Annotated in this window: 13 protein-coding genes; 8 read left to right on the top strand and 5 right to left on the bottom strand. The window is 44.2% G+C overall.

The genetic code is table 11. The features are described 5' to 3' along the window. The first annotated feature begins 20 nt into the window (after nucleotides 1-20). From Q9312_RS12365 to Q9312_RS12335, 7 genes are all read left to right on the top strand, one after another. Nucleotides 21-446: a F0F1 ATP synthase subunit epsilon gene (locus tag Q9312_RS12365; RefSeq protein ID WP_309201164.1), complete on the top strand. Its 426-nt coding sequence runs from the start codon at nucleotides 21-23 to the stop codon at nucleotides 444-446. A 136-nt stretch (nucleotides 447-582) separates the two neighbouring features. Beyond that, nucleotides 583-1947: a bifunctional UDP-N-acetylglucosamine diphosphorylase/glucosamine-1-phosphate N-acetyltransferase GlmU gene (gene glmU, locus Q9312_RS12360; protein ID WP_309201163.1), complete on the top strand. Its 1365-nt coding sequence runs from the start codon at nucleotides 583-585 to the stop codon at nucleotides 1945-1947. Nucleotides 1948-1963: 16 nt separating this feature from the next. Further along, nucleotides 1964-3793, top strand: coding sequence for a glutamine--fructose-6-phosphate transaminase (isomerizing) (glmS, locus tag Q9312_RS12355; RefSeq protein WP_309201162.1), 1830 nt, complete (start codon nucleotides 1964-1966; stop codon nucleotides 3791-3793). A 3-nt stretch (nucleotides 3794-3796) separates the two neighbouring features. Continuing rightward, nucleotides 3797-4396 carry a thiol:disulfide interchange protein DsbA/DsbL gene (locus Q9312_RS12350; RefSeq protein WP_309201161.1) on the top strand — a complete coding sequence of 200 codons (600 nt, stop codon included), beginning with the start codon at nucleotides 3797-3799 and terminating at the stop codon, nucleotides 4394-4396. Between the two features lie 155 nt (nucleotides 4397-4551). After that, complete coding sequence (locus Q9312_RS12345; RefSeq protein WP_309201160.1) at nucleotides 4552-5307, top strand: DUF2884 family protein; 756 nt, start codon at nucleotides 4552-4554, stop codon at nucleotides 5305-5307. 139 nt (nucleotides 5308-5446) lie between these two features. After that, nucleotides 5447-6361, top strand: coding sequence for a lysophospholipid acyltransferase family protein (locus Q9312_RS12340; RefSeq protein ID WP_309201159.1), 915 nt, complete (start codon nucleotides 5447-5449; stop codon nucleotides 6359-6361). Further along, nucleotides 6358-7233: a lysophospholipid acyltransferase family protein gene (locus tag Q9312_RS12335; RefSeq protein ID WP_309201158.1), complete on the top strand. Its 876-nt coding sequence runs from the start codon at nucleotides 6358-6360 to the stop codon at nucleotides 7231-7233. The genes Q9312_RS12340 and Q9312_RS12335 overlap by 4 nt, the downstream gene beginning before the upstream one ends. Before the next feature lie 39 nt (nucleotides 7234-7272). On the opposite strand, the gene Q9312_RS12330 is transcribed toward Q9312_RS12335, so the two are convergent. From Q9312_RS12330 to def, 5 genes are all read right to left on the bottom strand, one after another. Beyond that, on the bottom strand, nucleotides 7273-8721 hold the full coding sequence (locus Q9312_RS12330) for a TrkH family potassium uptake protein (RefSeq protein ID WP_309201157.1): 1449 nt from the start codon (nucleotides 8719-8721) through the stop codon (nucleotides 7273-7275). Between the two features lie 19 nt (nucleotides 8722-8740). Next, nucleotides 8741-10114 (bottom strand): Trk system potassium transporter TrkA, encoded by a 1374-nt coding sequence (trkA, locus tag Q9312_RS12325; protein WP_309201156.1) that lies wholly within the window; start codon nucleotides 10112-10114, stop codon nucleotides 8741-8743. A 92-nt stretch (nucleotides 10115-10206) separates the two neighbouring features. After that, a complete protein-coding gene (gene rsmB / locus Q9312_RS12320; RefSeq protein ID WP_309201155.1) occupies nucleotides 10207-11502 on the bottom strand; it encodes a 16S rRNA (cytosine(967)-C(5))-methyltransferase RsmB in 1296 nt (431 codons plus the stop codon). Then, entirely contained in the window at nucleotides 11499-12452 is a 954-nt protein-coding gene (gene fmt, locus Q9312_RS12315; protein ID WP_309201154.1) for a methionyl-tRNA formyltransferase, read from the bottom strand. Before fmt ends, rsmB begins: the two co-directional genes overlap by 4 nt. Nucleotides 12453-12454: 2 nt before the next feature. Then, nucleotides 12455-12955 (bottom strand): peptide deformylase, encoded by a 501-nt coding sequence (gene def, locus Q9312_RS12310; RefSeq protein ID WP_309201153.1) that lies wholly within the window; start codon nucleotides 12953-12955, stop codon nucleotides 12455-12457. A gap of 213 nt (nucleotides 12956-13168) precedes the next feature. Here def and Q9312_RS12305 point away from each other — a divergent pair, with 213 nt between their 5' ends. Continuing rightward, nucleotides 13169-14263 (top strand): LysM peptidoglycan-binding domain-containing protein, encoded by a 1095-nt coding sequence (locus Q9312_RS12305; protein WP_309201152.1) that lies wholly within the window; start codon nucleotides 13169-13171, stop codon nucleotides 14261-14263. Nucleotides 14264-14266 lie beyond the last annotated feature (3 nt).

Raw genomic sequence — 14266 nt, 5'->3', positions numbered from 1 at the left:
TTAAATAAGGGATGAAGACTATGCCATATACATTTCATCTCGATATCGTCAGTGCCGAAGAAGAAATCTTCTCCGGCACCGTAGATATGCTAGTTGCTACCGGTGAACTAGGTGAACTAGGGGTTGCTCCAGGCCATGCGCCGTTGTTAACTACCTTGAAACCAGGTCCGGTAAAAGTAACTAAGCATGGTGGCGAAGAAGAGTTTTATTACGTTTCTGGTGGCATGTTAGAAGTGCAACCACACGTCGTAACCGTTCTTGCCGATACGGCTGTACGCGCTGGTGATGTTGACGAAGCTGCTGCAATAGAAGCACAGAAAGCAGCAGAACAAGCACTGAAAGATCAGAGTGCCGAAATTGAGTACTCTCAAGCAGCGGCTGAACTTGCTGAAGCAGTAGCGCAACTTCGTACGTTGCAAGCGATTCGCCGAAAAGCAGGTAAATAGCTTTAAATTGGTAACACAGTCTTTTCAAGGGAGGGAAACCTCCCTTTTTTCGTTCGTAGTATTAATCTTGCACCTGTTTTAGAATGGAGTTGAATAGAGCAAGATTGAATGTAAACCGATTCAATAGGGATAAGTTATGGGATTGAGTGTCGTTATTTTAGCCGCAGGTCAAGGGACCCGTATGCGGTCTTCTTTGCCTAAAGTATTACACCCCATCGCGGGTAAACCAATGCTTCAGCATGTCGTAGATACCTGTAAGAGCTTAAGAGCTGACCAAATATTTATCGTTTATGGTCATGGTGGAGATCTTGTCAAGCAAGCGATTCAAGAGCCAACGGTTACTTGGGTTGAGCAAAAAGAACAGTTAGGTACTGGGCATGCGGTAGCGCAAGTTAAAGATCATCTTAAAGATGATGACCAAGTACTGATTTTATACGGCGATGTCCCATTGATCCATCATGACACCCTATACGAACTGTTAACGACCTACCCCACCGGCGGCATCTCCTTGCTGACTAATTTAATGCAGGATCCCACCGGTTATGGACGGATTATTCGAGACGACGAAAACCGAGTGGTAGGTATTGTTGAACAAAAAGATGCAAGTACCGAGCAACTATTAATAAATGAAGTTAACACTGGCATCTTAGCTGCGGGTGCAGCCGATTTGAAACGTTGGTTATCTAACCTTTCGTCTAACAATGCTCAAGGTGAGTTTTATCTGACTGATGTGATTGGATTTGCGGCGAATGATCAACGAGAAATCATCACGGCAGCTCCGAATAACCAATCGGAAGTCGAAGGTGTAAATAACCGCATGCAATTGGCCGCTTTGGAGCGAGACTTTCAATATCAATGCGCGCAAAATCTAATGGCGGGCGGTGTTACTTTACTTGACCCCTATCGTTTTGATTTGCGCGGCAAACTGACGGTTGACCCAGATGTCACTTTAGATGTGAACGTCATTATTGAAGGCAATGTTGTTATTGAAACCGGCACTCGAATCGGCGCTAATTGCATCCTTAGAGATTGTCATATCGGTAAACATTGCGACATAAAACCGAACTCAATCATCGAGCAAGCAAATTTAGGCGACGACTGCAGTGTTGGGCCGTTTGCTCGACTGCGACCGGGTACTGAATTAGCCAACGATGCGCATATCGGAAACTTTGTCGAAGTGAAAAAGTCAAAGATCGGTGAAGGCAGCAAAGCGAATCATTTAGCCTATATTGGCGATGCGATTATAGGTAAGAAAGTCAATGTGGGCGCAGGCACCATAACCTGCAATTACGATGGCGCGAATAAGCACCAAACGATTATTAAAGATGGCGCTTTTATCGGTAGCGATACTCAACTAGTCGCACCAGTGACGGTAGGCGAAAATGCCACCATTGGAGCTGGCAGCACCATCGCGAAAGACGTTAACGATGATGTGTTATGCATCACTCGTGTTAAACAAAAAGAAATTACCGGATGGCAACGTCCGGTAAAATCTAAGTAATATTGGAGAAGTAGTCATGTGTGGAATTGTCGGTGCTGTTGCACAAAGGGACGTTGCTGAGATTTTAGTCGAAGGATTACGACGCTTAGAGTATCGTGGATATGACTCTGCAGGTGTCGCTATTATTAATAACGCAGACATTAATCGCGTTAGACGATTAGGTAAAGTTAAAGAGTTATCCGATGCGTTAGCACTCGAGCCTCTTAACGGTGGTACCGGTATTGCTCATACGCGTTGGGCGACACACGGTGAACCAAGCGAAATTAACGCACATCCACATATTTCTGGCAGTGATATTGCCATCGTTCACAATGGCATTATAGAAAATCACCAACAACTAAAAGAGCAATTAATTGCTAAAGGTTATGAATTTTCTAGTGCTACTGACACTGAAGTGATGGCTCATCTGGTCGCAGAAGAATTTAAGCAAACAAACGATTTATTATCAGCAGTACAAAATGCAGTTAAACAGTTTGATGGTGCCTACGGTGCCGTGTTTATGCATCGTGAAATGCCAGAACAATTAATCGTCGCTCGCTCAGGTAGCCCACTTGTGATTGGTAAGGGTATAGGTGAAATGTTCGTTGCATCTGATCAATTAGCCTTGTTGCCTGTCACTCGTCAGTTTTTATATTTAGAAGAAGGTGAAGTAGCGCAAGTGACGCGCACCGAACTGCAAATATATTCTCGAGATGGAAATAAAGTCGATCGTGACTTTGAAGAATCGTCCATTCAACACGATGTGGGAGATAAAGGACCTTATCGCCACTACATGTTAAAAGAAATATATGAGCAACCAGATGCCATCGCTAATACTCTAGAAGGTCGCATTAAAGATGGCTCTATTAACAGTGACATTTTCGGTGAAAAAGCAAAAGACATTTTTGCTACTTTAGAAGCGATCCAGATCGTAGCCTGTGGTACGTCGTATCACGCTGGCATGGTCGCAAAGTATTGGTGCGAAGAAATTGCGAATATTCCGTGTCATGTAGAAATCGCAAGCGAATATCGTTATAGAAAAAGTTTTGTACCCAAAAATGCATTATTTATCACCATCTCTCAATCTGGTGAGACGGCGGATACTTTAGCGGCGTTAAGATTGGCAAAAGAAAGTGGTTTTATGTCATCACTGTCGATTTGTAATGTTCCTGGTTCGTCGTTAGTTCGAGAATCTGACTTGGCATTTATGACTCGCGCAGGTGCTGAAATTGGTGTCGCAAGTACGAAAGCGTTCACCACTCAATTAGCGAGCCTTTTAATGTTAATCGTTGCGATTGCTAAACATAAAGGATTGGCCGAAGCTGAGATCAAAAAATACGTCAGTGCTTTAGAAGCTCTACCGGGAGAAATTAACCGAGCGCTTGAACAAAATCCTTTGATCGAAGAGCTTGCTGAAGATTTTTCTGAGAAACATCATAGCCTATTTTTGGGTCGTGGCGATCAATACCCGATCGCTATGGAAGGAGCATTGAAGTTAAAAGAAATCTCTTACATTCATGCTGAGGCATACGCTGCTGGTGAATTAAAACATGGTCCTTTAGCGTTAATTGACCATGAAATGCCAATCGTAGTGGTTGCGCCTCAAAATGAACTTTTAGAGAAACTGAAATCTAATATGGAAGAAGTTCGAGCTCGTGGCGGACAGCTGTATGTGTTTGCTGACTCCAGTTCTAACTTTGTCAATGATGACGGAATCAAAGTGGTTAATGTGAACTCAGAGCATGAAGTGACTGCACCTATCGTTTACACTCTTCCGCTTCAATTATTAAGCTATCACGTTGCAGTGATTAAAGGCACTGACGTCGATCAGCCAAGAAACTTAGCTAAATCAGTTACCGTGGAGTAAGTTATGCAGATATTTAAAATCGTTGTTACATCACTTCTATTGGCCTTTTCAATATCTAGCCAAGCGATTGAAATAGAAGAAGGTGTGCATTATGAAGTGGTTAATACACTTCCTAGCGATGGAAAATTTGTGTCGGTATACTTTAACTATGGCTGTCCTGGATGCTTTAAAGCGGAAAGTCTGGTGAAATTTGTGGCAGACGGTGTTCCAGAAGGAGTTAAAGTTTCTCATGTTCCTTTTGAGAATCACCCGGGCTGGCGCATTTATGTTCAAGCATTCTACATTGCTGAAATGCTAGAGATGAGTGAGAAAGCCCACACGGCAATATTTCATCGCGTCCACGTAGAGAAAAAGCAAATTGGCGACTTAGAGCAATTGAAAGCATTTTTTGTTGATTTAGGGGCTGACGGAAAACGATTCGACGCCGCTGCTAAGTCGTTTCAATTGGATGCAAAGCAGCGCTTAGCGCGCAAGCAAGCGATGGCCAATAAAATATTATCAACCCCTACCTTTGTGGTTAATGATCGTTTTCGTGTTAACGCGAATGCGTTCAAATCTAACGCAGAGTTACTTGAGGGTATCAATCAATTGTTGAATATGTAACGCTTTCGATAACTATTGATTAGAGTAAAAAAAGGGCTTTAGGGCCCTTTTTTACATTTACTTACATCCAATCTTGAAAATCACCGTCGCAATTAAAACTATTTTTTAGCAACTGGCGTCTGTTAGTACAGGTTCATATCATAGCGGAGGGAAATATGTACCGTAACCTGTATCTATTGATTTCACTGGTCTCTGTGTCGGCTTTTGCTGGCATTCAAACCGATTCATGCAAACTGGACTTACCCTACGATATCAATATCAATAAACAAGCGGTTGAAATTCTCGACCATGGAAATAGTTTAGTAAAGATTGATAATTCGAATCAGCTCTACATCAAGGGTGAGCGGCAGATCTTAAACGCTAAGCAACAGCAGTTAACAACTGAAATGGCCGTGGAGTGCCGAGCGATGGTGCCCATCATCGCGAATATTGCTAGCGAAGCTGCCGAAATTGGTGTGAAAGCGGCAAGTATCACTATTAATGCTTTGTTTGTTGATGATATTGAATTTCAAGACAAAATGATGAAAAAGCTCGACGGACTTTCAGAAAAAATTAAAGCGAACTTTAATGAAAGCTATGTTAACGGTCAGCTACTGAATGACGCCAAACTGGATCAAACCTTTGAAAAGGAAATCGAAAGTCTCGTGTCAGAGGCTGTTGAAAAAGCCAGTGGCAAGATCGTGGCCAAATCGTTAGCTCAAATCTTTAGTGGTGATGAGGAAGAGTTGGCTGATTTTGAATTTCGGATGGAAATGTTTGGTGAAGACCTTGAGAGGGAACTCGAAGCTCAAGCCGCTGATATTGAAAAAGAAGCGGTTAAGTTTTGCGATCACTTACGTCGAATTGATGCGGTCGAAACCAAATTGCAGGCGGAATTGGCTGCCTACAAGCATATCGATTTAGTACATTAAGCGACTCTCTTTCAGCATTTTTCAATCTATGCTATGCCGCCAGAAAACTATCGACTGGCGTTAGGAGCCCGTTGAAGCATAGAATTCTATCAAGAATTCTAATAAAATCGGTCGCGAATAGTTAACGCGACCGACGCTTATGCCCTCTTCACTCTCAACTCTCGATCGAATGAAAACACTGTTATTGGTTTCAGTGTTTAAATTGATGTCGTGTCTGCCTTTTTCATGGCTGCGTGTCATTGGAAAACTATTCGGTCGTATGGCGTATTTTACCAATACTCGGAACACCAAGGTCACTCGAAGAAATATTGAACTTTGTTTTCCTGAACTTTCAAGAGATACGAAAGAGACGTTAGTTAAAAACAGTGCGATTCACTCTAGCCAATGTGTTTTAGAGTCTGCTTGGGTTTGGTTTAAATCAGTTGATAAAATTTTACCAAAATTTGAAAAGGTCGAAGGCTTAGAGCACTTTGAAGCGGCTAAAGCAGCAGGAAAACCCGTTGTATTTACCGGCGCACATATGGGCAACTGGGAAGCTCTGCTTAATTGGGTGGCGCAAAAGACGCCGTCGGCCATCGCTTATAAGATGCCCAAGAACTTAGCCATGGACCCGATCATTCGCAAATCGCGAGAGAAAAGTGGCGTAAAAATGATCACTGGCAATCGTGCTGGCGTGAAACAAATGTTTGATTGTTTGTTGCAAGGCGAAACTTTCGTGATTTTATCGGATCAACGTCCAGGAAAAAAAGGCGGTGTATTTGCTCCCTTTTTTAATCTGCCAGCGTTAACCATGACCATTGTTCAAAAGCTGGTTCAAAAAACCGATGCGCAGCTATTGTATTTTCATGCATTGAGAACCGAGACCGGCTATAAAGTGCAGATAGTGCCAGCGAGTTTCAATCTTGAAGAACAAGATGAAGTCCTATTTGCCGAACACTTGAATAGGGGATTAACCAACTTAATCGCCCAACATCCAGAGCAATTTGAATGGTCGTATCGTCGATTTCGGCCTTTACCCGACGGGTATGAGCCCGTCTATCGAGAATTGTCTTGAAGTGGATAATAGACTTAATTGTCGCTTTCCATGCTGCGCTACCCTTAAACATCAGTCGTCTACTCGGTCGTTGTTATGGTCGTTTTTTGTATTGGTCTAATTCGAGAATTAGAAAGACAACTGAAATCAACTTACGTCATTGTTTACCGGAGCTACCTGTTCAGCATAGGCGGTCACTTACCAAGGAAAGCTGTCTGAGCACAGGAATGACCATTACTGACTCTTTTTGGGTATGGCGACGCTCAATAGCGTCGATTAACCAGCGACTTACCGTCAGTGGCAGTGAACTGATCTCTAAACACCTAGCCAGTGGAAACGGGGTTATTTTAACGGGTGCCCACGTTGGGTGTTGGGAGCTAATGACTTTGTGGACGCCACAGCATTTCCCCTTTATCGCGTTATTTAGAGACGCTAAGGTAAGTGAAATGAATGAGTTGTTGGTTAAATACCGCGGAAAATCAGGTGCTAACATGTACTCTGCTAGTGCTAAAAACATCAAAAGAGTATTGAAAGCACTGAAGCAAAACCAAGTTTTTGCAATTCTTTCTGATCAGCAGCCAGATCCCGGCAGCGGTGTATTCGCCCCTTTTTTCGGACAGCCTGCCTACACAATGACGCTACCTCATCAATTAGCAAAGCGTTGTGGTTCGCAAATTCTCTTTTTCGATATTCTTAGAACCAAGACCGGTTGGCATTTATCTATCTCACAGGGCAGCAAACTTGATGAGACGGCTAATAAAGAAGCTTTTGCTACACAATTGAACGCAAATCTAGAAGCCTTAATTCGAAAAGATCTTGCGCAATTTGAGTGGGGATATAAACGATTTAAATCGCCCCCTGATGGGGACTATGATTTTTATACTGAGTCCTGACTTTTATTCTGAATATGGCTTTCTAAACCAAAATGTTTTTTATTTACGCCAAAATGCGGGTGTTAATAAGACCAACAAGGTGAAGATTTCTAAACGGCCAAATAGCATGGCGAGACATAGTAGCCATTTGGCCAAGTCGCTGATATTTGAATAATTTGCGGCAACGTCGCCAAGCCCTGGCCCGAGATTATTCATACACGCCGCCACGGCTGAAAAGGCAGTGACTTGATCCATACCATCAGCTATTAACACCAACAGCATTAATACAAATAGCACCACATAAGTCGCAAAGAACCCCCAAACGGCATCGGACACTTTTTCGGGCAATACTTGCTTTCCTAGTTTAACTTTGAGCAAGGCATGTGGATGAATCAGCTTCTGAATTTCGCGCATGCCTTGTTTAAATAGCAATAAAAACCGGATGACTTTGATACCACCACCTGTCGACCCGGCGCAGCCACCCACAAAACTCAAGAACAATAACAGTAACGGTAACATCCCAGGCCAGGCTGAAAAATCTGAACTGGCAAAACCGGTGGTGGTTCCTATAGAAATCGTGTGGAAAATGGCTTTGTAAATTGACTCACTAAAGTTAAATGTTTGAGTCGCGAACAACCCGATAAAACAAATGGCGAAAACACTCGCCATAATGGTGATATAGGCTTTGAATTCAGGGTCTTTGGTATAAGGCTTAATGCTAAGTTGACGGTAAGCCACAAAGTGCAGTGAAAAATTAACACCCGAAATTAACATAAAAATACTGCAGATTATTTCAATGTTGGATGATTGAAACCAACCGATACTCAAGTCGTGAGTCGAAAATCCGCCGATGGCAACGGTCGAAAAACTGTGATTTATGGCATCGAAAGGCGACATTCCTGCGAGCCAATAGCTTACTGCGCAAGCAATGGTTAAGCCTAGGTAGATAAACCACAGTGCTTTCGCCGTTCCAGCAATACGTGGGGTGAGCTTGGCGTCTTTTACTGGGCCTGGAGTCTCGGCTCGATACAGTTGCATGCCGCCGATCCCTAACATAGGTAAAATAGCGACGGCCAGCACGATGATTCCCATTCCGCCTAACCACTGTAATTGCTGACGATAAAACAAGATTGATTTGGGCAGTTGATCCAGCCCAGAGATGACGGTCGCTCCGGTGGTCGTTAAACCTGAAAAGGATTCAAAAACAGCATCCGCCAATCCAAAGTTATTGATGTCTGCCAAATACAGAGGGATGGCCCCGAATAAACTTAGAACGGTCCAGAACATGACCACGATGACGAATCCATCACGTGTTTTGAGTTCCGCTCGAGCATGGCGGTTGGGCCAAAAGAGCAACGAACCAGTGATTAAACTGACAATCATTGCGGTGGCAAAGTTTGAACCGGCGCCATCTGAATAGTACAAAGAGACAGCAATGGGCGGCAACATGGTAAAGCTGAACAGCATCAATAGAATGCCGACAATCCTTATTACTACCTTACGTTGCATCTACTTGAGCTCACCGAATTTAGAAAAATGAAAAGTCGACTTGGAATAACTGTTCCACGTCGTTGATGTATTTTTTATCGACTAAGAACAAGATGACGTGATCGTTCGACTGAATAACGATATTGTCGTGAGCGATCAATACCTGATCGTCGCGTACGATTGCTCCGATAGTCGTTCCGGGAGGTAACTCGATTTCTCCAATTGCACGACCAACCACTTGCGACGTTTGTTCATCACCATGGGCGATGGCTTCTAATGCTTCCGCCGCTCCGCGTCTAAGTGAATAGACATTAGCAACATCACCACGCCGAATATGTGTCAGTAAGCTACCTATCGTGGCATGTTGTGGAGAAACCGCTATGTCGATTTCATAGCCTTGCATTAAATCAACGTAGGCTGGCCGAGAAATCAATACCATGGTTTTTCTCGCGCCCATACGTTTGGCCAGTACCGCTGAGAGAATATTCACCTCATCGTTATTGGTAACGGCAACAAATACGTCGATATCTTCGATATTTTCATCGATGAGCATCTCTTGATTGGAGGCGTCGCCTTGCAGTATTAAGGTGTCATCGAGTTCTTCAGATATTACTTGAGCACGCCTTGCATTGTGCTCAATGAGTTTTACCTGATACTCTTTCTCAAGTAATTTAGCTAAACCTAAACCGATGTTTCCGCCCCCTGCGATCATGATGCGTCGATAAGGCTTTTCGAGTCTTTGCAACTCACCCATTACCGAACGTATATGATTTTTAGCGGCTAAGAAAAACACCTCATCATCGGCTTCTATGACGGTGCCTCCAGTGGGCATAATGGCTTGACCTTGTCGAAAGATGGCCGCCACTCGAGTATCAATGGTCGGCATATGTTCTTTCAGAGCTGATAAGGCGTTTCCGACTAGGGGGCCTCCATAGTAGGCTTTTACCGCCACTAGTCGAACTTTACCTTCTGCAAAGTCCATGACTTGCAAAGCACCTGGGTTTTCAATCAAACGATAAATCGACTTAACAACCAGTTCTTCTGGACTGATCACAACGTCAACCGGAACAGCATCGCTTTGAAATAAATCCGGTTCATTCAGGTAGCTGGTCGAGCGGACTCGAGCAATTTTTCTTGGTGTGTGAAAAAGTGAAAATGCAACTTGGCACGCAATCATGTTGATTTCGTCACTGTTGGTCACAGCGATCAGCATGTCGGCGTCTTCAGCGCCGGCTTGGCGAAGAATGTGTGGGAACGAACCTGACCCTACAATCGTTCGCAGATCAAGGTGATCTTGCAACTCGCGTAGTCGCTTGGCATTGGTGTCGACGACTGTGATGTCGTTGTCTTCACCAGCTAAATTGACGGCCAAGGTGCCACCAACTTGTCCGGCACCGAGAATGATAATTTTCATGGACGCTGGTTGTCGTTTTGTTGTCTTAGCATTATGCGTAATTTGAAGGGTTTTTCCAGTAAAAAAGCATAATAGATCAATAAGTTAATAAATTAATCGGGCACTTTTCTAAGTAAAGAGTAAAAGAAGCCGTCATGCCAGCTATTTGGGAAGAGTTGGCGGCCGAATTCGTTGTCATGATAAAGCAAGTCGTTTACAACCGGCAGCGACAGACATTCTGCTGTCGGTGTATCGCGAAGAAAGCGCTTTATTTGTTTGGCATTTTCATCAGGCAATATCGAGCAGGTCGCATACATTAAATAACCACCGGGCTTCAACAAGCGCCACATATGGTCCAATAGCTGTCGTTGTAACAGCACTAAAGGATAAATATCTTCATCTCGCCGGTGTAACTTGATATCGGGTTGTCTTCTAATCACGCCCGTTGCCGAGCATGGAGCATCGAGCAATATGGCATCAAATGGCTGATTTGGCTGAAAATCTAAAGCATTGCTCACTTCTAAGCTGGCACTGAGATTGAGTCGTTGTAAATTTTGCTGAATCTTTTCTGCGCGAGAGGCATCGATATCAAGCGCCGTTAGATCGAGCGAATATCGTTCGAGCAAATGCGCGGTTTTTCCCCCGGGCGCTGCACAGGCATCTAAAACCCGTTGACCGGGTTTAAGTGGTAACCAAAAAGCAGCTAATTGTGCCGCTAAATCTTGAACTGAGAATAAGCCCGTGTCGAATTCAGGTATTGCACTGACTGGGCGGGGTTGATCGAGTTTGATGCAAGAATCAATCACTGGATGACTTTGGTGCGAAATTTCGGCTTGAGACAATAATTTTGTCGAATTTGCGGCTAGCGGATGGCGTTGGTTGACTCTAAGTGTTAGAGGTGGTTGCTGATTACTTTGTTCTGCTATCTGTTGCCAATCTTTTGGCCAAGCATTCTTTAAGCGTTTTAGAAGCCAAATAGGCAATTGATGTTGCACATTCAACGGCATTTTGCTTTCTGAGCTTGGCCAGTCTGCCTGTTGGTCGGCTTTACGAAGCAACGCATTAATAAGGCCACTGGCCCAGTCTTTGTGGAGCTGTTTGGCAGCTTCAACAGCCTCTGAAATTACCGCGTGGTTAGGGGTTGATAAATATTTTAATTGGTAAAGAGAGGTAATTAGTAGTGACTGAACAAGGTGTTCTTTGCGCTTGATCGGTTTTTCTAAATGATGTCCAAGCCACCAAGTTAAGGTTTCTATGTGTCGAGCACAACCATAAATAGTTTGCTGAGCATAAGCTTTTTGCTGTGGATCGAGATCGAACAGTCGATCTCTCAAAGATTGTGCTGATTGCCCTTCAAATGCTATTTGGTCAAAGGCAGTGGCAATCACTGCGCGCAACGATTGACTCATTGTGGTCCGCCAATCGGCATACCTTCAACAAACCAATGCTGCCGAGAATTAAGAAGGTCTGACATTGACATTCTACGGCTTCCGGCGGGTTGAACTTCAATAAGCTTTAGTGCCCCGCTCGCGCAGGCGATCACCACCTCATCGCGATTCGCAGAAAGCACCGTTCCGGGCTCTGGATTGCCCTGCATGGGTACGACTTCGGCTGACCAAATCCTCATCACTTGACCGTCTACTTGGCAGTAAGCAACGGGCCAACTATTAAACGCTCTGATTTTTTTCTCGATAGTCTCAGCGCTTTCATTCCAATCGACCAAGGCTTCTTTTTTCGATAACTTGTGTGCATAGACAACGCCTGCTTCACCTTGAGGCGTCGGCTCGCCTTGCTGTTGTAAAATTGCAGGAAGTGTCGCAATTAAAGTTGATGCGCCTAGCTGAGCCAATTTATCGTGAAGGCTCGCACCGGTATCTTGTGGCGAGATGGGAATGCTGCTGGAATGCCATAGCGGACCTGTGTCGAGCCCGACATCCATCTGCATGATTCCAACCCCAGTTTCTGAATCTCCGGCGGCAATGGCTCTCTGTATTGGAGCCGCGCCACGCCAGCGTGGTAACAGCGAGGCGTGCACATTAATACAACCGAGTTTGGGAGTAGTAAGCACTGACTCAGGCAGCAGCAAGCCATAGGCAATAACAATCATTAAGTCAGCGTTATAACTTTTTAACTGCTCAACTGCTGCAGGATCTTTGAAGTTAATCGGCTGTTCAACCGGTATATGATGTTCCAATGCAAGCGCCTTTACTGCCGAAGGCTGCAGTTTTTTACCTCGCCCCGCCGGTCGATCGGGTTGTGTGTACACAGCCACTGGTAAGTAGCCAGCATCGATTAGTTGCTCCAAGATATGACTGGCGAAATCCGGCGTACCGGCAAATATTAAGCGCGGTTTGCTCATTATTAGCGCCCTTTCGACAACTTTTTGAGCTTTTTCTTAATACGATCGCGTTTTAGTGGGGATAAATAATCAACAAATAGTCGACCTTCGATGTGATCGATCTCGTGTTGTATGCAAACAGCGAGTAGATCGTCGGCTTCTAAAGTAAAAGGTTTGCCTTCACGATCCAGTGCTTCAACGGTGATTTGGTCGGCTCGCTCCACTTTGGCATACACGCCAGGAAAGGATAAACAACCTTCTTCGCGTTCCTCAACACCTTTCTTATCAATTATCTTGGGGTTAATAAGTACTAACGGACTATCTTGATTATCAGAGATATCGATGACAATTAACTGATAATGAAAGTCAACCTGAGTTGAGGCCAAACCAATGCCAGGAGCTTGATACATGGTTTCAAACATATTGTCGATTTGCTGCTGTAGAGCATCATCAAACTGTTCAATTGGCTGCGCTTGAGTGCGTAACCGAGGATCGGGATATTCAAGAATCTCTAATAAAGCCATATATCTGTGATCTAAGTTCTAGTAAAAAAGTAAGTTTTGCTGCTAAGATTATGATCATACTGAATAAGTCAGGTGAAAGATAGCAGCGCGTTGAGTACTAAAAGGGTTACCGCAAGGATAACACCGAGGGCAACCGTGAAAGTATAGACAGTCTGCGTCGAGCCGTCATTACAGTATTAGTATCGCGATATTATAATTTAAGGGATATCGATTATGAAAAAGTTTATTGTCGGTGTGATGGCAATCAGTGCACTTTTCGTCTGTTCATGGACTCAGGCGGCCGAGTTGCGCGACGATCACCCCGAGTTCCACATTGTTCAACCGGGAGATACTCTTTGGGATATTTCTGAGGCCTTTTTGAAAAGCCCTTGGTTATGGCCAGAGATTTGGCATGTTAATGAGCAAGTGGACAATCCGCATTTGATTTTTCCAGGTGACGTATTGGCGTTGGTTTACATCGACGGTCAACCTCGCATCACTAAGACGAACCGCCTACCTAACGGCACTGTAAAATTGTCGCCGCAAGTTCGGGAATTAAGTCGCGGTCAAGCAATCACAACCATTCCGCTCGATGCGATTCTACCATTTCTGGTGAGTGCGCGCGTCGTATCGGAAGAAGAATTGCAACATGCGCCTTATGTGGTTGCTGGTGATGAAGGTCGCTTAGCGAATGCGGCAGATAATAAAGTGTATGTTCGAGGCATCATTGAGCCCGAAGTCAGTAAGTTCGCCTTTTATCGTAGAGGAGAAACCTACATTGACCCAGATACCGGAGAAGAATTAGGGGTAGAAGCATTGCATTTAGGTGCAGGCGTAAAAATCCGCTCTGGTGACCCTTCGACCATTCGAATTGAAGATTCGGTAGCTGAAGTACTTCGCGGTGACCGTATATGGCCAACTAATGATGAGCAATTACGTCCTTATTACTTTCCTCATGCGCCAACCTCTGAAGTCGACGCAACGATTATTTCCGTTTATGACGGTGTGATTCAAATAGGTCAGTACGATGTTGTGGTGATCAATCGTGGTGAGCGCGACGGTATTGAAGTCGGTCATGTATTGACGGTTCACCAACGAGGAAAACAAGTCGAAGATCCTTATGCCAAGGACAACAAGAACGTTAACGAAGATGGTTCAGTTAAACGTTTCTTTAAAGCTTTGGTGAATTCAAAAGATACGGTGACATTGCCTGATGAAGAAGCAGGAACCATGATGATTTTCCGTACGTTCGACAAAGTGAGTTTAGGTTTGGTGTTGAAAGCTCAACGTCCTTTGCACGTTATGGATAAAGCTAAAACCCCTTATTAAATA

Origin of the sequence: Pleionea litopenaei, from assembly GCF_031198435.1 — a bacterium.
Lineage (GTDB): Bacteria > Pseudomonadota > Gammaproteobacteria > Enterobacterales > Kangiellaceae > Pleionea > Pleionea litopenaei.
This window is presented reverse-complemented; position numbering and strand designations above follow the sequence as displayed.